General features: G+C 45.4%; 20 protein-coding genes and 1 tRNA gene. 4 read left to right on the top strand and 17 right to left on the bottom strand.

The window, feature by feature from the left end; translation table 11 throughout:
- Positions 1-28: 28 nt before the first annotated feature.
- The 12 genes from HMPREF2917_RS08705 to HMPREF2917_RS08760 all read right to left on the bottom strand — a co-directional run bounded on the left by HMPREF2917_RS08705 (position 29) and on the right by HMPREF2917_RS08760 (position 20,292).
- The gene (locus HMPREF2917_RS08705) at positions 29-715 is read right to left on the bottom strand and encodes a YoaK family protein (protein ID WP_045759985.1); all 687 of its coding nucleotides are present in this window, start codon (positions 713-715) and stop codon (positions 29-31) included.
- Positions 716-844: 129 nt separating this feature from the next.
- Positions 845-1,621 (bottom strand): NUDIX domain-containing protein, encoded by a 777-nt coding sequence (locus HMPREF2917_RS08710; protein ID WP_070590270.1) that lies wholly within the window; start codon positions 1,619-1,621, stop codon positions 845-847.
- Positions 1,622-2,470, bottom strand: a complete 849-nt coding sequence (gene pnuC / locus HMPREF2917_RS08715) for a nicotinamide riboside transporter PnuC (RefSeq protein WP_070590307.1) — start codon at positions 2,468-2,470, stop codon at positions 1,622-1,624.
- 10 nt (positions 2,471-2,480) lie between these two features.
- On the bottom strand, positions 2,481-3,542 hold the full coding sequence (locus HMPREF2917_RS08720) for an AAA family ATPase (protein WP_023919820.1): 1,062 nt from the start codon (positions 3,540-3,542) through the stop codon (positions 2,481-2,483).
- Between the two features lie 164 nt (positions 3,543-3,706).
- Positions 3,707-4,423 carry a hypothetical protein gene (locus tag HMPREF2917_RS08725; protein ID WP_070590273.1) on the bottom strand — a complete coding sequence of 239 codons (717 nt, stop codon included), beginning with the start codon at positions 4,421-4,423 and terminating at the stop codon, positions 3,707-3,709.
- A 442-nt stretch (positions 4,424-4,865) separates the two neighbouring features.
- Positions 4,866-5,273 (bottom strand): DUF4430 domain-containing protein, encoded by a 408-nt coding sequence (locus HMPREF2917_RS08730; protein ID WP_024055408.1) that lies wholly within the window; start codon positions 5,271-5,273, stop codon positions 4,866-4,868.
- Positions 5,251-5,739 carry a hypothetical protein gene (locus HMPREF2917_RS08735; protein ID WP_003002175.1) on the bottom strand — a complete coding sequence of 163 codons (489 nt, stop codon included), beginning with the start codon at positions 5,737-5,739 and terminating at the stop codon, positions 5,251-5,253. The genes HMPREF2917_RS08730 and HMPREF2917_RS08735 overlap by 23 nt, the downstream gene beginning before the upstream one ends.
- A 9-nt stretch (positions 5,740-5,748) precedes the next feature.
- A complete protein-coding gene (locus HMPREF2917_RS08740) occupies positions 5,749-8,178 on the bottom strand; it encodes an ATP-dependent Clp protease ATP-binding subunit (RefSeq protein WP_049485777.1) in 2,430 nt (809 codons plus the stop codon).
- Positions 8,179-8,643, bottom strand: a complete 465-nt coding sequence (locus HMPREF2917_RS08745; protein WP_049472688.1) for a CtsR family transcriptional regulator — start codon at positions 8,641-8,643, stop codon at positions 8,179-8,181.
- Positions 8,644-8,859: 216 nt separating this feature from the next.
- A complete protein-coding gene (locus HMPREF2917_RS08750) occupies positions 8,860-12,570 on the bottom strand; it encodes an alpha-L-fucosidase (RefSeq protein ID WP_070590275.1) in 3,711 nt (1,236 codons plus the stop codon).
- 104 nt (positions 12,571-12,674) lie between these two features.
- A complete protein-coding gene (locus HMPREF2917_RS08755; RefSeq protein WP_070590278.1) occupies positions 12,675-19,553 on the bottom strand; it encodes an Ig-like domain-containing protein in 6,879 nt (2,292 codons plus the stop codon).
- 217 nt (positions 19,554-19,770) lie between these two features.
- The gene (locus HMPREF2917_RS08760; RefSeq protein ID WP_003001978.1) at positions 19,771-20,292 is read right to left on the bottom strand and encodes a Dps family protein; all 522 of its coding nucleotides are present in this window, start codon (positions 20,290-20,292) and stop codon (positions 19,771-19,773) included.
- A gap of 154 nt (positions 20,293-20,446) precedes the next feature.
- Here HMPREF2917_RS08760 and HMPREF2917_RS08765 point away from each other — a divergent pair, with 154 nt between their 5' ends.
- Positions 20,447-20,917: a COG2426 family protein gene (locus HMPREF2917_RS08765; protein WP_003002130.1), complete on the top strand. Its 471-nt coding sequence runs from the start codon at positions 20,447-20,449 to the stop codon at positions 20,915-20,917.
- Between the two features lie 345 nt (positions 20,918-21,262).
- Here the strand turns inward: HMPREF2917_RS08765 and tsf are convergent, their stop codons facing one another.
- Positions 21,263-22,303, bottom strand: coding sequence for a translation elongation factor Ts (gene tsf, locus HMPREF2917_RS08770; RefSeq protein ID WP_049474191.1), 1,041 nt, complete (start codon positions 22,301-22,303; stop codon positions 21,263-21,265).
- Between the two features lie 82 nt (positions 22,304-22,385).
- Positions 22,386-23,168 (bottom strand): 30S ribosomal protein S2, encoded by a 783-nt coding sequence (gene rpsB, locus HMPREF2917_RS08775; protein ID WP_003002189.1) that lies wholly within the window; start codon positions 23,166-23,168, stop codon positions 22,386-22,388.
- A gap of 264 nt (positions 23,169-23,432) precedes the next feature.
- Between rpsB and HMPREF2917_RS08780 the strand changes: the two genes are divergently transcribed.
- A tRNA-Cys gene (locus tag HMPREF2917_RS08780) sits at positions 23,433-23,503 on the top strand.
- 144 nt (positions 23,504-23,647) lie between these two features.
- Positions 23,648-24,406: a hypothetical protein gene (locus tag HMPREF2917_RS08785; RefSeq protein WP_003009036.1), complete on the top strand. Its 759-nt coding sequence runs from the start codon at positions 23,648-23,650 to the stop codon at positions 24,404-24,406.
- 194 nt (positions 24,407-24,600) lie between these two features.
- Here the strand turns inward: HMPREF2917_RS08785 and nusG are convergent, their stop codons facing one another.
- From nusG to rpmG, 3 genes are all read right to left on the bottom strand, one after another.
- Positions 24,601-25,137, bottom strand: a complete 537-nt coding sequence (gene nusG / locus HMPREF2917_RS08790; RefSeq protein WP_003002077.1) for a transcription termination/antitermination protein NusG — start codon at positions 25,135-25,137, stop codon at positions 24,601-24,603.
- Positions 25,138-25,324: 187 nt separating this feature from the next.
- A complete protein-coding gene (gene secE, locus HMPREF2917_RS08795; protein WP_003002261.1) occupies positions 25,325-25,501 on the bottom strand; it encodes a preprotein translocase subunit SecE in 177 nt (58 codons plus the stop codon).
- Between the two features lie 9 nt (positions 25,502-25,510).
- On the bottom strand, positions 25,511-25,663 hold the full coding sequence (rpmG, locus tag HMPREF2917_RS10955; RefSeq protein WP_003009043.1) for a 50S ribosomal protein L33: 153 nt from the start codon (positions 25,661-25,663) through the stop codon (positions 25,511-25,513).
- A gap of 144 nt (positions 25,664-25,807) precedes the next feature.
- Between rpmG and HMPREF2917_RS08800 the strand changes: the two genes are divergently transcribed.
- Entirely contained in the window at positions 25,808-26,719 is a 912-nt protein-coding gene (locus tag HMPREF2917_RS08800; protein ID WP_070590281.1) for a KPN_02809 family neutral zinc metallopeptidase, read from the top strand.
- The last annotated feature ends 160 nt before the right edge of the window (positions 26,720-26,879 follow it).

A 26,879-nucleotide genomic window follows, 5' to 3' on the forward strand; every position in this document is an offset into this window, starting at 1 on the left:
AGGCTAGGACTTTTGTCCCAGCCTCTTTTTATAGATTGTCTGTTTGCAGGCCGAGTTGTTTGACTCTTGCGGTGTAGTAGGTCATGATCAAAAAGAGGTTGGCTGTGATCAGCCAGATGGCCCATTGGTGAATGAAATGCATGAGGATGGCTACACTAATCGCTCCCGCAACAAAGCTTCCAACAACAATCCCGTAATTCATAGCCTGACGCCGATACTCGTCCAAATCTCCCTTTCCTCGAGTGATTCGGTACAAGGCCGTCAGCATCTTGCGGTAATTGCCGGAAGTCATAAAGATCACATAAGGGTGATTTTCGATGAGGCTCCCTGTAAAGGTCAACATCATCATCCCTGTTCCAAAAGCAATAAAGGGAACTTCTACAGGTGGTATGACAGACACCAAGGGAATCAGGAGTGTCACCACAAACAAAGGAATCAACATCTTGGTCCGCCAAAAGGCTGTCTTGCGATACTCTTTGATATGGAGGGCAACCACAAAGCCGATCGAGAAAAATAGAATAGATGAAAAACGCATGATGGTATTTTCGACACGGGGATCGTGCCAATCAGCGATGAGAAGCAGTAGGTTCCCCGTTTGGGTCGCGACCAAACTCCGGTAGTGCATGTGGCAAAAAACATCGAGGCCCCCTCCGATAAAACCAAGTAGAGCCCCCATCAGTCGTGTATTTTGTGGTAAAATTATTTTTTCTTCCATAGTCTTGTCTCTTTTGATTTCAATTATGATTATTATACCACTTTGCACACAAGTGGAGCAGGAAAAATCAGAAAAAGCCCTTCCGTTACTAAAAGTAAGGGAGGGCTGGTAGAATGAACCCCGCTCGATCTACTGTTTTAAGCGATAGGTCTTGCGTGGTTTTTTCTTAGGTACCCGCTTGAGACCCACTTCTTCCACGAATTCTCCGAATTTTACGAGGAAGTTATTGCTAACGATGGGGCGTCCAGGATTGATCAGATTGACCAACTCAGTTGCTTCATAAACGGTGAAAGGCTCCTCTAGCAGATAGAGGAAGGTTGGATTCCAGTCTAGACGCCCCTGAATCCGCTTGATCGATTCTTGAATAATCTGGTAGTGGTCAAAGGCAAAATCAGAAGCAGCTAAGGGTTCTCCATCAAGCAAACACTGGGACTTTTTGAAATCGACATCGAGAAAAACGACTTCCTTGGCATCGTCACCTGCATGGGCTAAGTCTACTGCTTCTGCTGGCAGATAGACCAGATGGGCGATGGTAATGACCCAGCCTCTGGGGTCCCGCCCAGGGGTGGAAACGGTCATGAGCTGCTCCACCTTATTCACTGGCAGATCGAGCCCAACTTCTTCTTTGACTTCTCGGATACAGGCATGAGTCGCATCTTCATCCTTGTTCACAAAGCCCTCCACCAAGGCGAGGCGGTGTTGATAAGGGTGGGCCTTGCGACGAATAGCCAAGAGCTTGAGCTGGCCTTCAACAAAACAGTAAGCTACCATGTCCGCTGTGACACTTGGAGTTTCATAAGCCGGCAGGTCTTGCTCCTTGTACCACTTGAGAAAGTCTGCTTCACTAGCAACCGTCTCAAAATACTCTTTCTCCGTCATTCCTGCTGGAATCGAGAGACTTGCCATCTAAGCCACCTCCTTCTTGAGGGCTTTGGTCCATTGGTACCAACCCACTAGGCTATTCAACGTGTAGACCCAGTACATTCCTTGAATTTGAATACTCTGATCCCACCAAAGGTAGATACTAAAGACGTTGGTCGCAATCCAGAAGATCCATTGCTCCCGGTAAAGGCGGGTCATCAGGAGCTGGCCGACCCCATTGGTCGCATCGGTGATGCTATCACGGAAAGGACGAGCACTATGGATGCTCTGATAAGCAAAGCCCATACCAATCCAGATCACAGCACACAAGGCCAAGTAGCGCATCCACTCGATTAAGTTTAATTTCTTGGCTTCAAAGTGAGATTCTTCGACCTTACCTTGATCATTGATCCGATTGGAGAGCCAAACATAGAGACCGATCGGTTGCATGATGAAGAAATAAAGAGTTGTCAGGACTTCCCCATAGAAGTTTTTATTGAGGGCTAAAACGAGGTAGATGGCTGAATTCACTGCTCCAAAAAGGTAGTTGCTAGCTCGCCCTTCTGCAACGAGAATGACACAGACAATTCCTGTCCAAGAGGCAAATAATCCCAGCCAATCATGTTGTCCTATTAAATTTGTCCAATCTATGGAAAAAGAACCATTAGAATGGAAAAGTACCTTGATGAGATATTGTATTTGAGTCATGAACTCTAATACAAAAGGAACGCTAGAAAGAAGCAGGAGATAGATCCATTGAAAGGCTGTACGTCCCACAAAAAGGTCCTTCCACAGTAGTTTCATAATATTGACAAAGCCTTGCTTTTTCGCTTCTTGGTGAACATTTCTAAAGTCTTGGCTAAAAGTTGCGAATTTTTGAGATAGTTTTTTCATAAGCTGCTCCTTAGTCGGCTTGGTAAATGGCATCGATCACCTTCTTGGCTTCTTCGTAGTTGCCGAGGTAGTCTGATGCGAGGAAAGTGGTCGGAATGTTTCCTAGGTATTGCTGGCGCAATTGGTCCAGGTAATTTGAAAAGCTGGTGCGGATCTCTTCGTCAGCCATGGTCATGTCTCGGAAACCATCATTGACATAAGAACCGATCGGCTGTACAAAGAGGATCAAATCCCATTTTTCTTTGGAGAGAATACTGACAAAGAGGTTGTCGAAGGTATCGGTCATGCTGGTATCCTGACCTTCGACCTCCATGTAGTAGTCGTAATAACCCTTGGTTACCAGGGAATTGGTATCGGCGATGACAAGGCCTCGATTGGCACTACTATCGATGAGCTTAGAGGTTTGATCATACTGTCCTAAGAGTAGGTAATAGTAATCTTTTGGCGTGAGCTCATCATCTCGAACATTGTTCTTGATCTGGTATTCACGGGCATACTCTAGACTAACAGGTGCATCGTAAAAGCGGGCTAAGTCCTTTGCAAGGGTCGTTTTCCCGTTGCTGGCGCTCCCCATGATCAAGACTTTTTTCGTGAACTGGCGACGGAAGGGCTGAGCGATGTATTTCCAGTATTTGCTTGGATTTTCCCGGATCATGGTAGCAGAGATCCCGAAGCGGCGCTCTTCTAAGTGAACTTCAAACCCTCTAGCTTCCAACTCTTCCTTGTAGGCTTTCTCCCCTACATAAAAGATCAACTCTTCTGTCTCTGTTTGATACTGGATGGTGTCAAGGGCTGTTTGTAACCAAGGCTCCCAGCCCAAGGGATAACGAGGAAGTTCTGTTTCATCTAGCTTATAGACTTGGGTCAACTCATCATTAGAGAAGGCTTCCCGGATATAACGGAAGCGTTTTTGTAAGGTCAATCCCACTTCTTCGCCACGGTCCCCTTCATAACCAGATACGATGACACGAACGCGATCACACTGACGCTTGGCCCGCTGGATCAGGTCAATATGCCCTTGATGAAGAGGCGCAAAGGTTCCAAAAACCAGGGCAATTCTTTCTTTTTTCATATAAACTCCTTTTTATAATTTTTTATAAATAGATTTTCTTTATGTTTTTATTATAAACTATATTTTCTATCTGTCAATAGTTTTTTATAAAAAAATATATTTTTCTTCAAGTCAACAAAAAAAGATCTGAAAAGAGAAGTTTCTCCTTTCAGATCTTTCGAATTTTATTCACGAGTGAGGGAGTGGCTGACACCATCTTTCAGAACCGTCACACTAGATACAGAGCCATCTTTTCCAACTACGATATCTAGAGTCGCTGCAGACCCATCGCCTGCTGAGAGATTAGCATGGTAATGACCATCATCCAAGGTATAGTTATAAGCACTGATACCATAGGCTACGGGTTGGCCACCAGGAAGTTGGATGGTCACTTGACCACCTTGGCCAATAGTGACTCCAGTGTCGCGTTTGTCAGACCAATTTCCAGCTGCAGCAGAGAAATCCCCTGCTGCTACAGAATAGACTCCCTTGTATTGGGCATTCTCCGTAGCAGAAGCTTGCTTCTTAGCATGGGCATGACCGTCTTCTAGACTTGGCAATTTTGCTTTCGCTGGTGTTGCTGGAGTAGCTGCTTCTTTTGTTACGGGTGCTGCTGGTGTCGCTTCTTTAGCTGGAGCAGGTGTTTGACTAGCTGCAGCTTGGTTATTTTTGCTACCAACAGTATGACTTTCTTCTGATTTGCTATCAGAGGATGAAGAGGCAATTGGATCTTTACTAGTGATCACTTTTTTCTTAGAAGAAGAACTTGTTTGTTTAACCTGACTGGTCTTTGAACTGCTTGCTTCTGAAGTTTTTTCTTCTTTATTCCCACCACAAGCTCCTAGGAAAAGACTAGCTGTAAGAGCTAGCGCTGCTAGGGAAATGATTTTTTTGTTTTTCATAACAGAACCTCTTTTTTGTAACATTTGTAATATTTTGTAACATTATTGTAACACTGTTATATGAGGCTGTCAATAGTTTCTCAAATATTTTTCTAATTAGAAAGAAGTTTTAAATAAGCTCCTAAACTTTAGCAAAAAAAGCCGCACAAACTAGCCGACTAGAGCACGTAGACAAACTGTTCTTTTATACAAATATAATATCTCCTATAAAGATAAAATAATTTTATTCGTTAGGGGTACTCAATTATCTACTGAAACTTTCCGCTGTGAGAAAAGTGCTAGAAACACTATTGTTTCTAGCACTCGGGAGTTTTGGAACCTTAGGTCCAAAACTAAGTCATGGAACTTCTTAGAAGTTCGCTGACGTCCGTACTCACCTAAGGAAAGTTTCTAAGATAACTTTATCTTTAATCTGAAGCCGGACAAACTGTCCAGCTTCTCATTATTTATACACTTCTTGATAGAATTCGATCTTATCCCCTTTTTTAACGGTGGTTTCAGCAGCACCTTTTGGAGCCATCTCGCCATTGATCTTGTACATCCAGTAAAGACCTTTGGCTTCATCTTGGCTGTGACCGTCAATCGAGGTGATCATGCCATTTTTTTCTTCAATCTTGTAGTTGGCTTTGAGCACTTTCATGAGGTTGCTCTCTTCTGCTACTTTCAAGGTTTTCGATTGCGCTTTTTGACCTTCTGGCGTCACGCTAATTGTAATCGAAATTTCGTTTTTCTTGGCAACTTCTGTGCTAGAAGCACTTGTTTGATTGTTTGTGCTATGAGACGGAGCGCAACTCGCTAAAAGAAGAGCTGCAAGTAAGGTCATCAAGCTAGAAATGGTTTTTTTCAACATAAAATCTCCTAAAGATTTGATAGATAATGGGATAGAAAATGATCGTCGACAGAGCATGGGCAAGGTTAAAACTAAAACCATTGACCAAAGCATAGGTCCACCAAGGAATATGGTATATCAAGGCATAAACACTATCGATCAAGACCCCATAAGCAAAGGACAGTAGGCCCACAAAAAGGATCTGAAGGACAAAGGGCAACCACTTGTAACTGATGCGCCAAATGAGCATCAAACAGCCAAAGGCGACAATCTGAAAGAACACAATCAAGCTCATCCCCAGGAAAAAGGCGGAGACAAACATGGTGATCATCATCACAAGAAAAGCAAAGCTATACCCTTCAAATATCACCAAGAGAAAAAAGATGGCAGAAATAGGTTGGACATTTGGGAAAGGGGCAAAAGCCTGACGTAGAGCGACACAAAGGGCTGCCAAAAGCGAAATACGGGTTAATCGCTGAAGCGTCATGACGTCCTCCTAGACAATCTCGAACTTGATCGTTCCGGCTGTTGTTCCAACCTTGATGGTTTGACCTTCTTGGGCTTGACCTTTCAGCAATAGCTCTGCTAACTGATCTTCCACTTCGGTCTGCAAGACACGACGCAGTGGGCGAGCTCCCATTTCTGGATCGTACCCTTTGGTTGCTAGCAACTTGAGCGCTGAAGGCTGGAATTTGAGGGTCATGCCTTGTTCTGCCAAGGTCGCGATGAGCGGTTTGACCATGACTTTCACTACCTGCTGCATGTCCTCGCTTGAGAGACTATGGAAGACCACCTTTTCATCAATCCGGTTGATAAACTCTGGACGATAGGTCTTCTTCAACTCTTCAAACATGCGTTTTTCCATATTGGCTTGGTCAAAGCGGATATCTTTGGCACCAAAGCCAACGGTCTTATCATCCCGAAGGGCTGTAGCTCCCAGGTTTGAGGTCATGATGATAATGGTATTGGAGAAGTCGATCTTCCGGCCTTTGCTATCGGTTAAGACTCCGTCATCCAAGACTTGCAAAAGGACATTGAAAATATCTGGATGGGCTTTTTCCACCTCATCAAATAAGAGAACTGAATATGGTTTGTTGCGGACTTTCTCGGTCAACTCGCCTCCTTCTTCGTAGCCCACATATCCTGGAGGGGCTCCGTTGAGGCGGCTGGCCGCGAATTTTTCCATGTACTCACTCATATCAAAACGGATGAGGGCCGATTCATCATCAAACAAAACTTCCGCCAAAGCTTTGGCTAGCTCTGTTTTTCCGACACCGGTAGGTCCTAGGAACATGAAAGAACCGATCGGACGTTTATTGCTACGGATACCTGATTGATTGCGTCGAATAGCCCGACTGATACTCGAAACCGCTTGGTCTTGACCAATCACGCGCTTGTGCAATTCTGCTTCTAAGTTTAGGTACTTCTTGGCATCGGTTTGGGTCAGTTTTTGAGTTGGAATACCGGATAATTGGCTCAAGGTCACCAAGACATCTTGGTCAGTGACTTCTTTTTTGTAGACAATGGGAGCGGCCTCTACTTCTAAGAGCTGGGCTGCTTTCTTCCACTTGCCGTCCATCAAGGCCCGGTCTAAGGCGGTCAACTCTTCTTTTACGTGACCGTTGGAATCGCGGTTTTGTACGGTAGCTGCCGCTTCATCCAATAGATCAATGGCTGAATCTGGCAATTGACGACTAGTCAAATAGCGGTGGGCATATTTGACAGCTGTTTCGATCGCTTCATCGGTAATGGTCACATGATGGTGGTCCTGATAAGTCTCTTTCAAGCCTTGGAGAATTTGGATGCTATCTGCAACACTTGGCTCTTCAATGGTGACTTTCGCAAAACGCCGAGAAAGGGCTGCATCTTTTTCGATATGCTTTTGGTACTCATCTTGAGTCGTTGCTCCAACTGTACGCAAGGTTCCCCGTGCCAGGGCTGGTTTTAGAATATTGGCTGCGTCTAAGGTCGAATCAATACCGGATCCTGACCCCATAATGGTATGCAGTTCATCGATAAAGAGAATCACGTGACCGTCTTCTTCGATGTCCTGGATGATATTGTTCATCCGTTCTTCAAAGTCCCCACGGAAGCGCGTCCCTGCAACGACATTCATGAGATCCAATTCTAAGACACGCATCTGTGCGATTTCAGCTGGAACATTGCCACTAGCGACCCGCTGAGCCAGACCTAAGGCAAGGGCGGTTTTTCCGACCCCTGCTTCTCCCACCAATACAGGATTGTTCTTCGTCTTGCGGCTGAGGATTTGGATCATGCGTGAAATCTCTGCATCCCGACCAATCACAGGCTCAAGCTGGCCTGCACGCGCCATTTCTGTCAAATCACGGGTATAATCTTCAAGACCTCCACTGGTGCTTGGGGGCATGCCCATCATATTTCCCATGGTTTGGCGGTTAGGGTTTTGGGCGCGATAGAGACTCCGAATGGCTTTAATATCATTCTTGTCCCAGCCTGCCTTGTCTTCTAAATTCTTGCGAAGGGAGGCAATAGGAACTCCCTTGTCTTGCTCTGTAAAGGCAAAGCCAGCAAACTCCATGACTTGGCTCGCCAAGGTCCCACGGTCTGCTAGAAGAGAGAGGAGCACATGCTCTGTTCCCAAGGTCTTGGCATGAAGGACCTGGGCAATCTCTCTTGCGTGTTTCATAATGGCTTCCATCCGATAAGAAAATGGAAAGATTTCATACCGATTGTCGCTTTGAAAAGCTTGGCCTGTAATATGCTCCGCTGCATCCTGAAACTCATCGATCTGCATAGGATAATCGTTCAGTACAGAACCTGCCACGCTATAGGGATTATTGGCCATAGCCGTCAGGAGATGCCAAGTATCTAAGGTATGCCCCTGATAGTGGCCTGCTAGTATTTGGGCCGCTTCTATACTTTCTAACAGTGCTGTTGAATAGTTCATCTAGTCGGTATTTCCTTTTCTATCTACTTGTTGAATGATTTTTTTCAGCATCGTTGCTCGTAGGATGAGAGCATCTCGACCTAGGACCTCATCGGAGGTCGTCGCAAGCAACAGCTGCGTTTCACGTTTTGTCAATAATTTTTCTTCATAGAGCATCTGGAGGATATCATTAAAGACCTGCTGGCTGATGGTCTCTCCAATATTGGCTGCCAAGTCTTGGAGCATCTGATGGTGATCTGAAAACTGGACCTTGCCAATGCGGATATAGCCCCCACCACCGCGCTTGCTCTCTACAATATAGCCTCGACTCTCGGTAAAGCGAGTCTTAATGACATAGTTAATCTGACTGGGTACAACCTGAAAGACATCGGCTAACTCACTTCTTTTGAGCTCTGCCATGCCAGCTTGAGCCAGCAAGGCCTTGATATAAGCTTCAATGCTATCAGATGTGTTCTTATTTGCCATGATGCTCCTTTCTGGCTTGTTTTTTTCTAGATGGATGCTCTGTTCTTCGCCCATAAAAAATGGTCTTGGAGTGTTCCTTCTCATCATTGACCTTATTTGACTATTATACAATTTTTACGGCTGTAAATAAAGCAAAGACTCCATGGAAATAGGAATCTCTTAAGAAGGCAAAACAAAAGAGGCTAGTGAGAACTAACCTCTTATGCGAAGAAGGAGCTACTCTTTGCGACGAGCGAATTTGGCGCCTCCGCCCAAGAATCCTAGACCAAGAAGACCTAACCAAGCAAACAATCCACTTTGTTTTGTACCGGTTTGAGGAAGTTTTCCTTCCGATTGTAGAGAAGGACTTTTAACCACTTCTTTTTCCGGATGGTCTGAAGTCGAAACAGAAACTGCTTCTGGGGTTTTCGGTTGCAAGAGAACAGGTCTTCCTTTTTCTTTTTTGTCTTCAGCTTGAGAAAGAGTCATAACTTCTGGTTGCACCTTACTTGGGGTGACAGGAGTGGTTGGAGTCGGCATATCAGCTATCAACGGACTTTTTTCCGCTTCCTTCGTTCCGACTTCTGTGATCTGGTCCTGGGCCTCCACTTCGACAAAGGCATCGACTTCTGTCCGAATTTCTTTGCCTTCTTCTTGTCGAACCTCGATCAATTTCAACCGGCGTCCGACCTTTCCTGCTTGAAGGATCCGGCTTTCGCCCTTGGCCAAGTCCTTGTTCTCACGTGTTTGACTCTCAAATGGAATCTCCTCCGCTTCGATGAGAAGTTCTGGCTTTTCAAGAATCAAATCCCGAATACCTTCTTCTGGCCGTGTCTGCGTCAGGGGTTCATAATTGTGAGCATCTTCTAAGATGGTTTCAAGGGCTTCGACTTGATTAGCTGCAGCAACCAAATCTGGCCGCTCTTGATCCAACAACTGAGTCAAGTCCGTCAATTGTCCTTGAACCGTCGGTTTGAGATCTGCTTTCAAGCGATCGAGAGAAGTAGCCTTGATCTTTTCTACTCCTTCTCTGATGATCTGTTGCAGCTCTTCTTGACTGAGCAACTGACTATCTTTCCCTGAGAGGACAAATCGGTCCACCTGGATGGCTCTGGATGACTGAGGGTCATTGAGGGCTGGATCCAGATGCAAGCGTAGCTGGTGGTAGCCTTTTGCTAGGCCTTGCAGATTGACCAAACTCTGGTCGAGCTTGCGTTGATCTCCGTAGCCACTGAAATAATGATCGCCGTCGATCTCATAATCATGGCCACGCCCTTCTTCGAAGGCCATTTCTTTCCCATCCAAAGTGACGCTGTAGAGACCATGACTTGGATCAACCACTCCTCGGACCTCCACGCCTGTGCCCTTAAAGGTAATGGTCACTTCAATGTGTTTCTTGCCTTCCTCATCGGACACTTGGTTAAAGCTGGACCAAGATTCTGTGCCATTTGAGAAGTCTTTGTTGTCTGTCTCATGATGCCAGCCTTGGTTATAGTGCAGTTTTGGATCTTGGTCATCCACTTCTTTGCGATTTTCTGGCAACTGGTCTTCATTCATCACTTGAACTGTCAGTTCTGGAATAAAGCCGACCAAGCTTCCTTGATCCGGATGCAACAATTTGACCTTAAAGTCATAGACATCGGTCGCTTTTCCTGCAAAATCAATGGTTGGAACTTGGACTGTTTTTTCTGTCTCGCCATCTGCGAACTCAAGGGTGACGTTGGTATCTTTATAGACCTTGCCATGAACCCCTGTTCCTGGTTCTGTGATCAATTTCAGACCGGCACTTCCTTTAGAGCCACCTTTTCTCTTGACGACGACTTGCGCTGGGTCGCCTTTCTTAACAGCTAGGATTGGCTGGGCAAACTCAAAGATCCCCTTTTCTTGGTTATTGAGGGCATAAATCCCTTCCGTTGCGATCGCATCTCCCTTGCTATTGACCAAGGTCAAGGTGTGAGATCCTGCTGTCAAATCCGGTGTTTCATAGACCTTTTGGCTACGTTTGCGGCTTGGGCTTTGGGTATTGACGGTCGCTAGCTTTTGTCCATCGACATAGACATCCATTTCCCCATGACCAGGGTCGACAGTTGCGACGACATAGGCCTTGGTGCCTTCAAATTGATAGGTCACGGAAGCTCCTTTTTCCTTGGTCCACATAGAGGTGCCTCGAACGCCTTCTCCCTCTTCATTCCATTGGCCATTAGCCCGGTCAGCAGTCCGGTCAGAATGATAAGTCAAACCAAGCGGATAGCCATCGGTTTCTTCAATGCTGGCTGGCGTCTTATAGACAGAGACTCCGTTCAAGATTGGAGTAGCTTGGGCATCGGTGATGGACACCCGGATATAGCGACTATCAACTGGTTGCCCTTTGATCAATCGGCGGTATCCTACAGTTGAGCCAGCCCCATATGGAACCCATTGGCCATTCACTGCCACATCAATGGTGAAGCCAGAAATCCGTTGGCCTTTCTCGATGGTTTCTTTGAGCTCTACCACATCAAAATGCTGTTCTTTTCCAAGATCGAGAACAAAAGATCCGGTCTTGGCATCATCTGCAGGTGCCCAACTGGTCTTTTCATTGCCATCTGTCAAATGGCTGGCCTTGTAGAGCGGATTGCGTCGTGTCGAGTCAGCTTCTACCAAAGCTCCTGCCGCATAGTTCACACTGTAGAGTTGGTCCAAGGTCTGACGGAATTCTTTCAAACGGACCACATCGGCATCCGCAAATTTTCCGTCTTGGTTGGGTGGAATATTGAGCAAGAGTGGAGTTCCACGGCCGACCGATTTGAAGTAAATGTCCATCAATTCGCGCAAGGACTTAGGCTCTTGATTGTCATGGTAGAACCAGCCGGAGCGAATAGAGACATCGGCTTCTCCCACTGAGTATTGCTTCCCTTCCGGATCCCCGTGATTGAGGTAGCTATTAGATGGATTGTTGCGGATCTTATCAGGATTGACCTTTTGCCAAACCGGATCTCCGGCAATCCCCTTTTCATTTCCGATCCAACGAACATTGGTCGGCTCAGCTGAGAAGATGGCAATATCCCCTTGGGCCTTGCGAATGGCTTCAAACCACTTGTCAAAGGTATAGGTGACTTTTTGAGCCCCATCGCCACGCGCTCCATCCATCCAAACTTCCACGAACTTACCCTTGTTCCCATATTTTGGATCTTCAAGGATTTCTTTGAGTTGGTTGAGGTAGTATTCATTGTATTGGTCCTCTGTATCCACATGGTAGAGCGGGCTGTGAGCATCCCAAGGTGAGAGATAGACCCCCATGTCCATGTCATACTTGCTGGCAGAAGCAGAAACCTCAGCTAGGACATCTCCTTTTCCATCTTTCCAACCACTTTTAGCAATGGTATGGTCGGTGTATTTGGAAGGGTACAAGAGGAAGCCATCGTGGTGCTTGACGACCATGATCGTCCGTTTAAAACCAGCATCCTTCAGGGTTTTGATCCACTGATCGGTATCCAGATGCTCTGGATAGAAATAATAAGGATCTTCTTGTCCATCTCCCCACTCACGATCGTAGTAAGTATTCATCCCAAAGTGGATGAAAGCTGCCAGTTCTTCGCGGTGGTATTGCATCTGAGCCTTGCTTGGAAGTGGTCCGTAATCCGCAATCTCAGTCTCCTCTTTTAGAGAAGTGGCAGGTTGAGTGGCTTCTGTCCCTTGGCTGGCTGTGCGATTTTCTTTCTCGCTAGTAGTTGCTGAGGGCTGCTCTGATTCTTCTTGGTGCTCGTTCACAGTTTTCTCCTCCTTTCCTTGATCTCCTGTATTGCTTATTTCAACCCGTTCTTCACGTGGTTCACTATTCTCAGCTTGTTCCTCTGCGTAACTGGTAGTAGCTCCTAAAAAACAAGTCGCTACGACTACCGAGCAGACGCCTACTGAGAGTTTACGAATGCCAAATTGATTTCTCTGATCAACTAATCTTTTTCCCATATTCCATTCCTTTATGTCACCAGGTAAAGAGGGTGGGGCTTCCCCATCCTCCTTCTTTTTACCTGTGAACTTTTCACCATTTTTTACTAGTTTCTCTAGCTGTTTTACTTGGCCTTATTGGCTCTTTTTTTCTGATCGTCCAGCACAGCACTGGCAAGGCCTGCCGCTAAGATTCCAGCAACGAGGCTTGCGACGCTTTCTTCCGTTCCTGTATTTGGTAATGTACCTTCGGAAACTGGAGCCGCTGAAACTGCTGGTGTTTGAGTGTCTTTCTCGACTTCCTTCTCTATTGCATCTGTCCCTTCCTGGCGCACCGCTTTGACCTCAAGAGATGCTTGAGGAGTTGCGGTAGCTACTGGTCCTTCTGAGACATGAGGACCTTCTGGGTTCGGAAGCGGTTGTGACTGTGGCTGTGGCTGCGGTTGCGGCTGTGGTCCTGGCTGTGGCTCTGGTTCTGGCTGTGGCTCTGGTTGTGGTTCTGGCTGCGGTTGTGGCTGTGGCTCTGGTTGTGGAGTGTCTGGAAGTACTTCTTTTGTGCCCACCTCTGTAATTTCTGCCACTGGATCTAGCTCTACAAAGGCATCTAGTTCCTTCCGGCTTTCCACACCATTTTCTTGAGAAACTTCCACCAAGCGCAATTTGCGGCCTTTTTGACCTTCTTGAATCACACGTTTCTCACCTTTTGGAAGATCCGCATTTGGACGTTCTAGGCGTTCAAAGTCCATCTCTTCTGGCTCAATCACCAACTCTGGCTTGGTATGGACCAGATTCTTAACCCCTTCTTCAGGAATGGCTGAGCCTGTAGGTGCTTTTGCGGAGAGAGAAAGTTGATATACTTTTTCGAGCTTGCCATCTTCTGAGACAACCTTGACAAGCACAGGGGCATTGGCACTTTTAGTATCCACGACCGTAACGGCTGTTCCATTCTTACCTTGTGCCGAAACGATTGGACGGTCTCCCTCATACTCTAGATGATAATCTGTCACATCTGGGTTAAAGCCTTCTAGGTCTTTGCCATTCACTTGGATGGTGACATCAGTTGTTGCCTGAGCCTCTTCTGTTGGGGCATAGGCGCTCAATTCAATGATTCCGATCCCTTTTAGATGTTCATCACGGACCATTCTTAAACGGATGGCTTTGGTTCTAGTTTCATTGAAGCTGAGGTTAGAAATATAACCAGCTTCAAAGTCATAATCCAAGCTATAAGGGATCTCTTCCCAGTTAGAGGCTTGGTTAAATGGGTGATCTGGAAGATTTTTCAGATTGCCATAGTCATCTGGGACATCAAAGTCTGGACCAATATAGCGTTCAAGAACCGTCTTAGTTGGCAGACCTGTTTCCTGATCTGCAAAGAAGTCGACCGCTACTTTATTGACCAAACGCTCTGTTACTTGACCATTTTTCTTGAAAATGAGACCAGCAAAGGCTTCGGTTTGATCCGGTTCTCTCTTCCAGTTGGTCCAGCGATAGTATTCGTTGTAGCCACCATCGTTGATGTAATCGATATAGTCGATTTGGTTTGGATCGAGATCATTGGTTTCACTGGCAAATGCTCTGGTATCTTCTGCATTGTAGTCACGGTTCACAGAGAGGTTTTCTCCTGTCTTTTCGGACACCCGGACGGTCAGCTGAGCTGTCAGATCATAGCCAAGGACTTTTCCTTCCAGCGTGAAGCTGCCTTCATGAGAAAGTGCATCAGCTGGTACAGCCTGCCAGTCCACCGTAAGTTCCTTGCGTTCATAGCCTGTATCCCCTTGGAAGTAGACACCTACGGTAGATGGTAGAACCAGATCTTGACCGACTTTCACAAAACGGCTGCCTGCTTCTACTGCTACTGGAGTAGCTTGTTTCAGTTTTTCTGCATCACTTGTGAGATGGAGGCGGTATTCTTGTAAGATGGTACCATCTTCCGCTTTATGGATGACACGGATTGGCTCCCCTTCATGGACGCTTGGCACAACCGTTGCAAGGCCGTGATGGCTAGCTGTCGCTTCCACTTGTGGATAAGCCCGATCACGCGCATCGATGTAGTAATCGGTCACACTTGGGTTGACACCTGGCAATACATCGCCATTGACGCGAATGGTCAACTGGCTCTTTTCTTCTGCCGCCACCTTATTGGCAAAGATCTGAATCTCTGAAATAGAGCTTCCACGTTTGCCTTCTGGTGTCTTCATGCGGATCCGAACGGCATAGGTGTCGACTTTATCAAAACTGAAATGATTCATCTTACCAGCTGCTACCGGTTCTTCAACGGTTAGGTTGCTGACTTCTTTCCAGTTAGCTGGATTGTTAAATGGATGGTCTGTTTCGTCTTTGACACGATTTGGATTGCTTGGAACTGTTGGGACTTGTTCCCCTGTATAGTACTCAATCACATACTCACTTGGAGCTCCAACGCCGTGGTCTTCATGGAAACCAACATGGAGGTTGTCCACTGCTCGCTTGGTCAAGATACCAGAATCTCCAAACAAGATACCAACAGAATCTTCCGCATTGCCACGGCCCCAGTTGGTCCAACGGTTAGCTGGAGCATCGGTAAAGGAGATGACCTTATCATTGACCTTAGCAACTGGATCTGCATCGTTAGAGTCACTTGCAAAGGCGAGTGGCAAGACTGAGCCTGTCCATTGCTCTGCAACGTTGGCTCCCTTGACTGTATTTGCGGAAACACGAATATGAAGACGGGTTGGAAGATCCGTTCCTTCTACACGACCGGCTAGGACAACTTCTCCTTCTTTAGCCAAGAGTTGCGGATCGACCGCATCCCAGGCCACCTTAGCTGTATAGGTCTTACCATTAGAGTGATAGGTCCGCACGCTTTCTGGAAGAGCTGGTTTTTCGCCGACTGGCGTTGTCGTGCTGACTTCTTCTACAGCGATAATGCCTTCAACCGTCACTTGAGCTTGGGCTTCTTTTTCCACACCTTCTACATGACCGGTGACTGTAAAGCTATGGTAATCCTTGACTTGATCTGCGGTCACAGCATCCCAGGTCACGCGTTTTTCTTTCGGGAATCCCTTGTCATACTCGACCAAGACGGTTTCTGGAAGAGCTGGCAAAATGTTTCGATCTGTACTGATCCGTACAGGACGCACCTTCACAACCGTTTTTTCTTCTGGATTTGGCGTGATGGTAAAGCTGACTTCTCCCGTTTGTCCTTGGAAGTTGGCTTCTAAATGAACCAATCCTGCTTCTCGCAATTCCAAACCTTTATTGGTTGCGACGGCTTTTCCTTGGCTACCAGCTCTTGTCTTCACATCGATTTGATCTGCTTTGAGACTTGCCTGGCTACCATCTTGGTAATGGGCAATGACTTCAAGTGGTACCGTTTGGTCTTCCTTGAGTTCTTGCCCTTCTGGCAGACGCAATTCTAGGCGCTCAATCTGTGGACTTTCTTCTTGGAATTGGACCACATAGGTCTGTACAGCTCCCGTATCCTTAGCAGTCACAAAGATTTGGGCTTTCAAACCATTTTCGCGATTAGCTTGTAGGACCGTCACTTGAGCATTTTCTGCACTTGCTGTGACTTGACCTGGTTCTTGACCATAAGCGAGGGAACGGAAAATAGTATGGTTGCCACTACCAAATTTTGGAAGGGCTACCCCATCTAGCTGAACCGTTGGTTTCTTAGCTTTGGCTACATCTCCTCCTGCAACCACTAGTGTCGCTTGGACCGTTTCCCTATTGCCTAGGAGTCCTGTCGCCTTCAAGCGTGCTCCCGGTGTGGACAACTGATCTTCTTGACCAGCTTCCAAGGTCCAGTGATCGACCTCATAGTGGGCAGTGGTCCCATCAGTGAAGACTAATTGCACAGCCTTATCCACCGTTGCTAGATCTGCTCCCTGTGGGATTTGTTTGATGACCGGAAGGACTTGTTCCACGCCGATCACATCGACCAGAGCTTCGACCGTGCGTCCTTGAACATGACCTGTCACACGGACTTGGCCAACACGACTATAGTCTGCCGCATCCCATTCAACGGCTTCTTCTTGGGCCTTGCCATCGCTATAGACCACATTGACCTTACTTGGTAAGGTTGGCTTTTCTCCTAGATAAGCACTTTGTCGAACAGGTTCCACACCTAAGACAGTACGTTCCGCTTGGTCCTTCTTACCTGTAAAGAGGCTGACTTGGTCTGATTGCAAGCGGTCTGAGTCTGCATACAGAGTAAAGGCTCCCGCCTGCTCAGTTGATTTGACAATCACAACCCCTTTGCCGTTGAAGGCTTTGCGTTGCCATGAGCCATCTTCCTGCGCTTTGTAGCGTTCACGGCTGGCTTGCTCCCCATTATCGACACCGACAATTTGGCCTTGTCCATGCAAATGGAAATGCACCAAATTATTGGCAGTTGGTACGACACGACCTGCTTCATCGACGATTTCGTAGGTAATATAGGTCAAATCTTTGCCGTCCGCTGCAATCGCGTGTTCTTCTTTCAGCAGACGAACACCGGCTGGCTTCCCAGCTGTTTCGACTTGATCTTTCGCGATCACTTCTCCTGCTTCGTTGCGCGCAATAGCTTCCACTTTACCTGGTACATAAGGGACCAACCACTCTAGATAGAGTTCATCCGGATTTGCCCCTTCTTGGTAGGTCCGGCCATCAGCTGTGGTCTTCTTGGTAAAGGTCTTGACTCCTTGCGATTCCCCATTGACAATCAATTCCACACTGTGGGCATTGGAGAAGGTCCGAACAGGAATCCGTCCTTCTTCATCCATGACACGATTGGCTAATTCTGGATTGTCCCAGTTCCAATGCGGCAAGAGATGGACCATTGGATGTTTCTCAGCCGATACCCATTGACTTTGGTAAAGGTAAAAATCATTCTTTGGAAGGCCGGCAGTATCGACAATACCGAAATAAGAACTTTTCACAGGTGTATCATTTTGGTTGTGCCATGGGGTTGGCTCACCGATATAGTCCGTACCAGTCCAGATAAATTGTCCTGCATAGCCGGCATGATCACGGTCAAAGGTCCAAGAGGCAGTTGCTGTCCGACCCCAACCAACCCGGTCATTGCCGTAGTCTGATTGTTCATAATGGCGGTCTTCTTGGTTGCTACCGACCCATTCTCTTTCAGGGTGGTAGTAAGATCCCCGTGTCCGTGTCGCAGAAGAGGTTTCAGATCCATAAATGAGCCAGTTTGGATGTTTGGCCCGTAAGCTTTCATAGTTGGCTTCTGAATAGTTAAATCCAACCGCATCAAGCTCTGCTGCTACCTTTTCATGGCCTCCTGATCCATCACCAAAGCGGAATTTATCAGCTCCCATGGTGACATAGCGGGTTGCATCCACGTCCTTGATGGTCTTGACCAAGCGACGAACGGTTGCGACAGATTTGTCTGAACCATCTGCTTCACCGACTTCGTTACCGATTGACCACATGACAATGGCTGGATTGTTCTTGTCCCGCTCTACCATGGTCCGTAGATCGTAATCTGACCAAGTATCCCCCTTACGAGCTTCTGGGTGAGTGGCATCTTTTTCAAAGAAACGACCGTAATCGTATTGCTTCTTGCCACCATACCAGGTATCAAAAGCTTCTTCTTGGACCATCAAGCCCAACTCAGCCGCAATCTTTAAGGTTTGTTCACTCGCTGGGTTGTGGGTCGTCCGAATCGCATTGACTCCCATGTCCTTCATCTGTTTGAGACGGCGGTATTCAGCCTTGTAATTTTCCTCAGCTCCAAGAGCCCCGTGGTCATGGTGAAGAGATACCCCGTGGAATTTCGTCGCCACCCCATTGAGGAAGAAGCCACCTTCTGGCGTCCAATTCAGATAGCGATAACCAAAGCGTTCCTTTTGCACATCCACTAACTGCGAATCCCGATAAACCCGCGTATACAAGGTATAGAGAGCTGGATGATCCGTTTTCACATCCCAGAGGGTTGGTTTTTCAACATGGAGGGTTTGAGATAGGTTGATCTCTTGACCTGCTAGAACAGCTTGTGCTTCACTGCGCGTTTTTTCGCTCACCACTTGGCCATTTTGATCGACAATTTCATATTCCGCATAAATACTATGGGCTTGATCATCCTGGTTGACAATGCGGCTCTTCACCACTGTATCTACTGCCCCATTTTGCTGTTTTTCCAACTGAGGGGTCGTAATCGTAGTCCCATACTGCGCTAAATGAACCTTGTCCGTTACACTCAGCTTAACATCCCGGTAAATCCCGCTACCAGAATACCAACGGCTACTTGGTTGTTGATTGACCACATGAACGGCGATGGTATTCTCGCTTCCATCCGCATTCAAATAAGGAGTAATATCATAAGAAAAGGCATTGTAGCCATTTGGATAATGACCGACGAATTGTCCGTTTACATAGACTTTGGAATCCATATAAACCCCGCCAAATTCCAAGCGGACCTTCTTATCTAGATCTTTGTCATCCAAACGGAAGGTCTTACGGTACCAAGCATCCCCACCGTTTAATTGTCCCCCTTCATTTTGAGCAGGAGAGTTGTGATCGAAATCAAAGAAAATAGACCAGTCATGAGGAAGATCTAATTTTTTCCAATCCTTGACATCCACTTGACGCCCTTCTGCACCAGGAGCCGCATTTAATTTAAAATACCAATCTTTATTAAAATCACGTTCTCGATCTTGCACAATATCCTCCGCCACACGATTTTGATCTGGAGCAGCTGTTGCTTCCGTTCCTGTAGCACGCTCAGATGAAGCTGAAACAGGCTGGCCTTCGCCTTGAGGCGCCGGCTTTCCCTCAGCTCTGGTAGGGGTGATGACAGCTGGAGCTTCTGAAACCCTTGCACCAGCTTCAGGAACTTCCGTTTCTGAATTTTCCGTTACAACACTTGGTGTCTCCATCGAAGTCGGTTCACTTTCGAGGGCTGGCTTTTCTTCCGCATGGACCCTTGAAAGACCCAAGGCCGAAATCCCAATCACAACAGAACAAGCTCCAACTGAGAGCTTACAAATACTAAAAACAGGACGCTTTTCAAAAAAAGACTTTCCCATAAAAACCTCCTCTTAGGATTAACTATTCAATTTGTAAGCGCTTTCTTATACCTGCGAACGCTTACAGAAAATCACATATTAACTATACCAAAAAAATAGGAGGAATAGACCTCGATTTCGCTCCAACTATAGTTAGATTAAGAATTCCTTTAATTAGTGGAAATCTCCTATGAACCAAAAAAATAGAAGCCAATGGCTTCTATTTTTTTTTATGATCTTATAATCCTGGTTCTTGACCAAGTTCAGCAGCCACCATCCAAATGTTCTTTTCAAGTTCTGCTTTAGCCCCAACAAAGATATCGTTGGTTACATCGTCGCCTTCAGCATCGGTAACATCCAAAGCTTTTTGGTAAAGGCCATCAAGGTAATGGAAGATTTCAAGAACACGTGTCAAGCTTTCTTCTACATTTTTTGTAAATGTTCCACGGCGTTCTTCAATATTGCTGTGTTCCAAAAATTCAGTCATGCTAGAATATGGCGCACCACCAAGAGTGATCAAGCGTTCGCTCACTTCATCTAAGGTTGCATCCAAGCTGTCCATGTATTCGTCCATTTTTGGATGCCAAACCATAAAGCCACGTCCACGCATATACCAGTGTACTTGGTGAAGGGCAATGTGAGCCACGTAGAGATCTGCTACGACTTGGTTCAAGAGAGCTTTTGTTTCTGGAAGAGTTTCTTTATTTGAAGGTGCAAAAGTTGCTACATCAGTAGCTGCTTCATGTTTCATAGTTGTCATGTCATTTCTCCTTTTTATAATGATTCTAATTAACTATGTCTTTATTATATGCTTCCTCCACCAGAAAGTCAAGATAAAAGATTAAAAAAGATCATAGTTGTCAATTGAGAAAAGATACGATAGAATGAAGAAGACTAATCGAAAGGCTTGACTAATGAAATATATCTTTACCTTCCTGATCTCCATGGTGCCCCTTGTTGAATTGCGCGGGGCCATCCCTTTTGCCATCGCAAACGGTATTCCCTTATGGACAGCGCTCCTGATCGGTGTGATCGGAAATCTTCTCCCTGTCCCTCTGATCTTCTTTTTCGCCCGCCATATTCTTACTTGGGGGGCAAAAAAACCAATTATCGGAGGCTTTTTTAGCTGGTGTCTCAATAAAGGCCATCGAGGCGGACAGAAATTAGAAAAAGCTGCAGGAGACAAGGGAATTTTCTGGGCCCTACTCCTATTCGTCGGCATTCCTTTACCAGGAACTGGTGCCTGGACCGGAGCTCTTGCAGCTTCTATCCTTGACTGGGACTTCAAACGCAGTAGCCTCGCAGTCATGCTCGGAGTGATCCTAGCTGGCCTCATCATGGGAACCCTGTCCCTGCTCCTAGGAATCGATACCTTCGCACATTAAGCAAAAGACTGAAGCAACGGCTTCAGTTTTTGCATACAAAAAAGAGGCTTCCGTTCCTCTAAGAGTATAGACAAACTGTTTTTTTAAAAATCTAATAAATTCTATAAAACAAAAAAATTTATTTATTAGAATTACTCAGTCATCTACTAAAACTTTCCGCTGTGAGAAAAGTGCTAGAAACAATCATGTTTCTAGCACTCGGGAGTTTTGGAACCTTAGGTCCAAAACTAAGTCATGGAACTTCTTCGAAGTTCGCTGACGTCCGTACTCACCTAAGGAAAGTTATTTAGATGAATTTATCTTACAAAAAAGAGGTTTCCTTCGAAACCTCTTATTTTTTTATTCTTAGTTGTTAAGAGCTGCTGCCATTGTAGCTGCAACTTCTGCTTCAAAGTCATTTGAAGCTTTTTCAATACCTTCACCAACTTCAAAACGAACGAATTCGATAACTGAAGCATTTACTGATTCAAGGTAAGCTTCCACTGTCTTGCTGTCATCCATGATGTAGACTTGTGCAAGAAGAGTGTAGGCTTGGTCAACTTTTGTGTTGTCCAAGAAGAAGCGATCCATTTTACCTGGGATGATTTTATCCCAGATTTTTTCTGGTTTACCTTCAGCCACCAATTCAGCTTTGATATCTTCTTCAGCTTGAGCAACCACTTCGTCAGTCAATTGTGCTTTTGAACCGAATTTCAAGTGTGGAAGAGCTGGTTTACCAACCATTGCACGGCTTTCGTTATCTTGGTCGATGACGTGGTTCAATTGTGCCAATTCATCTTTCACGAATTGTTCATCCAATTCTTTGTATGAAAGAACAGTTGGTTTCATTGCAGCGATGTGCATTGAGATTTGTTTAGCAAGTGCTTCGTCTCCACCTTCGATCACAGAGATAACACCGATACGTCCACCGTTGTGTTGGTAAGCACCGAAGTGTTGTGCATCTGTTTTTTCAAGCAAAGCAAAACGACGGAATGAAATCTTTTCACCGATTGTAGCTGTTGCAGATACGTATGCAGCTTCAAGAGTTTCACCTGAAGGCATTGTCAAAGCAAGAGCTTCTTCGTTGTTAGCTGGTTTACCTTCAGCGATCACTTTCGCTGTTGCGTTTACCAATTCAACGAATTGAGCGTTTTTCGCAACGAAGTCAGTTTCAGCGTTTACTTCAACTACTGCTGCAACGTTACCATTGACATAAACACCAGTCAAACCTTCAGCGGCAACACGGTCAGCTTTCTTAGCTGCTTTAGCCATACCTTTTTCGCGAAGCAATTCGATCGCTTTTTCGATATCACCTTCAACTTCAACCAATGCCTTTTTAGCGTCCATGACACCGGCACCAGATTTTTCACGCAATTCTTTTACAAGCTTAGCTGTAATTTCTGCCATTTTTGTTCTCCTATATTTTTTAATAAAATAAGAGGGTCGGGCTGAGCCCTGCCCTCTTAGGTTCGTTACTTATTGAATGAAATTAAGCGTTGTCGCCTTCTACAACTTCAACGATTTCTTCGATTGAATCAGCTTGACCTTCAGTAGCTGCCAATTCAGCTTCTACTGTAGCAACACTGTCTTCACCTTGACGTCCTTCGATAACAGCGTCAGCCATTTTCGCAGTGATCAATTTAACAGCGCGGATAGCGTCATCGTTCGCTGGGATGATAACATCGATATCATCTGGGTCAGTGTTTGTGTCGACCATCGCTACAACTGGGATACCCAATTTCTTAGCTTCTTTAACAGCGATTTGTTCTTTATGTGGATCCACAACGTACATTACGTCTGGGATACGAGGCATGTCTTCGATACCGCCCAAGAATTTTTCAAGACGAGCGCGTTGTTTGTTCAACAATGCAACTTCTTTCTTAGGAAGGACTTCAAAAGTTCCATCTTCTTCCATGCGTTTGATTTCTTTCAAACGAGCGATACGTTTTTGGATTGTTCCCCAGTTAGTAAGAGTTCCACCCAACCAACGGTGGTTGATGAAGTATTGACCTGCACGAACAGCTTCTTCTGCAACAGCATCAGCAGCTTGTTTCTTAGTACCTACGAACAAGATGACTGCATCGTTTGCAGCTGCATCACGCATGAAGTCGTATGCTTGGTCTGCATATTTTACAGTTTGTTGCAAGTCGATAACGTGGATTCCGTTACGTTCTGTGAAGATGTACTTAGCCATCTTAGGGTTCCAGCGACGAGTTTGGTGACCGAAGTGTACACCAGCCTCAAGAAGTTGTTTCATTGAAATTACTGCCATGAGTAGTTTCTCCTTTTTTGTTTTTTTCTCCTCTCTCAGACGTCAACTTGCAGCACGACCACAAGGGCAACGGTGCCACAATGGATCCGAGATGAGTATTTGCTGTCTTAGACAACTCTATAAGTATAGCAGAAATCCCTAGAATTCGCAAGCTATTTGAGAGATTTTTTCAATCCCTACGATGAAATGGTTTTCTAAAGTTGTTTGACGTAAAAAGTTTTTCTTGACCTATCTTGTTTTTTAGGTTACAATATTATATGTTATGGCGGTATAGCCAAGTGGTAAGGCACGGCTCTGCAAAAGCTTGATCGTCGGTTCAAATCCGTCTACCGCCTTGATAATAAAATTTTTTATCATCTTTTATCTTTTAAAAATTCCCCTAGCAATAGGGGGTTTTTTTGTTGCCATTTGCTCCTTTCCTTGATTATTGATATAATAAAACCTCGCCTGATTGGCGAAGCACATTAGAAAGGGTATTTATGAAAAACATTCGTTTCTTTGCGATCGGCCTTCTTTCACTAGTGACACTAGCCGCTTGCTCACCTGCCAATTCTGCGCAACCAGCAAAAACAGCTTCTAGCTCTAGAAAACCGATCAAACAATCTTCTACCAAAACATCATCTAGTAAATCGTCGAGCACTTCTTCAGACAGCAGTAGCTCAGATGATTTTTCAGGCCGCTTCAGCTTGGATCCAGATGATGGCGCATCTCTCCAATATGTGCCAGGAGCTGCATCCATTCCTGAGATCGAAAAGCTCAAGAACCTCCACCCTACCACCGGTTTTGTATTGAGAACCGAAGATGGACAAGAGGTTGGTGGGCCAAAAGAAAGAAGCAGTTACGATGACGTAGTTGCAGCCTTTGGTCAACCCGTAAGTAGTACAGACAGTGCGAATCCTGGCGATGGGGTCAATGTTTGGGCAACAGACAATGGCGATATCATGGCTTTCTTCCGCAATAATGTGTTAACAGATATCACCTTCCGACTAAGAGGAGGCGATGCCAACCACCAGTCTACTGGCAGCATTTCCAAATCCGATACACCAAAAACGGCCCTCGAACGTCTCGGAAAACCCTATGCCATTATGCGTTCAGAAAATGGGACCAGCTATGTCTATAAAGATAGCAACGGAGATGAATCTAGCTTCTCTACACAAGGAAATAAGATCTTCAATGTTACGTCTACTGCAGAAACCAAGCAGTTAAAAAAGATCACTGGCCTGGATAAAAATCAATAATAAGCAATCAAAAGAGGCTGGGACAAAAGTCCTAGCCTCTCTATTGTTTTTGGATTGTCGAGCAAGACGCAGTTGTTGAGTGGGCTCTAATACGCTGATTTCATCAGCTTATACAGGCCTACTCAACTGTGCGGAGGTGGAACGACGAAATCGAATTCTAACGAATGACCGATTTCTGTCCCACTCTCTCTTTCTTACAATTCTGCAATTTGGTTCAAATTCACTTCTGCAACCGTATCGTTACCGAACATAGAAATGACCATTTTCACCTTGTTGTTATCAATTTCAGTGATCTTGCCAGTATAGTCTGTGAAGGCACCGTCGATGATGCGAACTGTGTCGCCCACCTTGACATCCAAATCAAACTCTTGAACAGTTTGACCCATAGAGAGCAAGATGCTGCGGATTTCTTCTTCCAACAATGGAGTTGGTTTTGAACGGTTCCCGTGGGATCCGACGAAACCAGTAACGTTCGGTGTATTCCGAACGACAAACCAAGCTTCATCTGTCATGACCATTTCTACCAAGACATAACCTGGGAAGCGGTTTTCTTCGATTTCTTTTGTTTTACCGTTTTTCTCAACTTGTACGGTTTGAGTTGGAATCTCTACGCGCAAGATGTTTTCTAACATATTGTAAGTTTGCGCACGTTGCAAAAGATTCTCTTTTACCTTGTTTTCATATCCTGAGTAGGTTTGTAGTACAAACCAGCCTTTATCAAAACTGTCCATTTGGGCATCCTTTCTTTCTGTTTAGCCTGCTCGAGCTTTTGTGAACATACTAAAAAAAGCCTCTTGGCTTTCCTTTTCCTAGCTTCATTATACCACATTTTGCAGGAATGCAAAGAGGTTTGCTGATTTATTTTTAAGAAAAGACTACAAAAAGTGGGACCCTGGGGATCCCACCTGGCTTCTTTTCTTAAAAGAAATTGATCATGTGCAATAGGCCACGTGCAATGACTTTGTCGAACAAATAAATCAATGCTACAAAGAAAGCGGTGTACTCAATCACTGAGATAAAGTTTTTCCATCTTTCCTTGCGATTTGGCCAAGTTGTATCTTTTAGTAAGACGAAAATATCTTTAATGAATTTCACAACTCTCTCCTATCGTGTTTCTTTATGGATGGTATACTTGCTGCAATGTTTGCAGAATTTATTGACTTCTAGACGTGTTGGTTTTGGCGTCCCACTCAACTTAATGGAGTAATTGCGTGACCCACAAACCGTACACGCTAGACTTGCTTTTTTTAATGCCATAACGCCTCCGTTCACCCCATTATAGCAAGTTTTCCACATTTTGACAAGAACAGAAAATCTCCTGTCAAGAAAAAAGTAAATCTAAAGCGTTATCACTCTGGTTTTTGCCTCATTTTTGGTAAAATAAAACAAAAGGAGACGAATATGAAAAGTGATAACCTAAAAGAAAGTAGAAATATCGAAGACCGTCGAGGGCAAAGCTACTCCCATTCTTCAGGCAATAGTAATCTTGGCGGAGGCATTTTACAGATCTTACTATCGCCGGGGAGCTTCAAAAGTAAGATCGTCCTCATCCTTCTTCTGGTTCTTCTAGGAGGTGGTGGCGCTAGCCTTGGGGGTCTCTTTGGAAATGGGACTTCTCATTCTTACCAGTCTAGCCAGATCACGCGCACCAACAAGACCCATGTCGACGATGCAGATGCTGAGTTCGTCAGCAAGGTCCTTGGAACGACCGAAGATCATTGGCACAAGGTCTTTCAAGCCGAAGGACGCACTTACCATGAGCCCAAACTAGTCTTCTATACCGGACGGACACAGACAGGCTGTGGGGTTGGGCAAGCATCTGCTGGTCCCTTCTACTGTCCGACCGACAAAAAGATTTATTTGGATATGAGCTTCTACAAGGAATTGACAACCAAATACAAGGCTAGCGGGGACTTCGCCATGGCCTACGTGATCGCTCACGAAGTCGGCCACCACGTGCAAAATGAGCTGGGAATCCTTGGTAAATACCATCGGATGCAACAAGGTCTTTCTGAAAAGGAACGAAATGCCATCAGTGTCCGCATTGAGCTACAAGCTGATTATCTAGCCGGTGTCTGGGCCCGCTCCATTCAAGACCGAAACCTTCTAGATATCGGCGATATCGAAGAAGCCATGAATGCAGCCCATGCAGTCGGGGATGACACTCTCCAAGAGCAAGCCTACGGCTACTCGGTACCAGATAGCTTTACCCACGGAACTTCGGAACAACGCATGCGCTGGTTCAAACGGGGCTACCAGTACGGAGATCTCCAACACGGCGATACCTTTAGCTTGTCAGATAGTGAACTTTAAATAAAAAACGATTCAGAAATTCTTCTGAATGGATCTTTTTAGAATATAGACAAATTGCATTTTACATAAAACAATCTAAGTAACGTTGAAAAATTAAAATAATTAATACTATTAGGATCATTTCAACAGAAACTTTCCGCCGTGAGAAAAGTGCTAGAAA

The organism is Streptococcus sp. HMSC061E03 (assembly GCF_001813505.1).
Taxonomy (GTDB): Bacteria; Bacillota; Bacilli; order Lactobacillales; family Streptococcaceae; genus Streptococcus.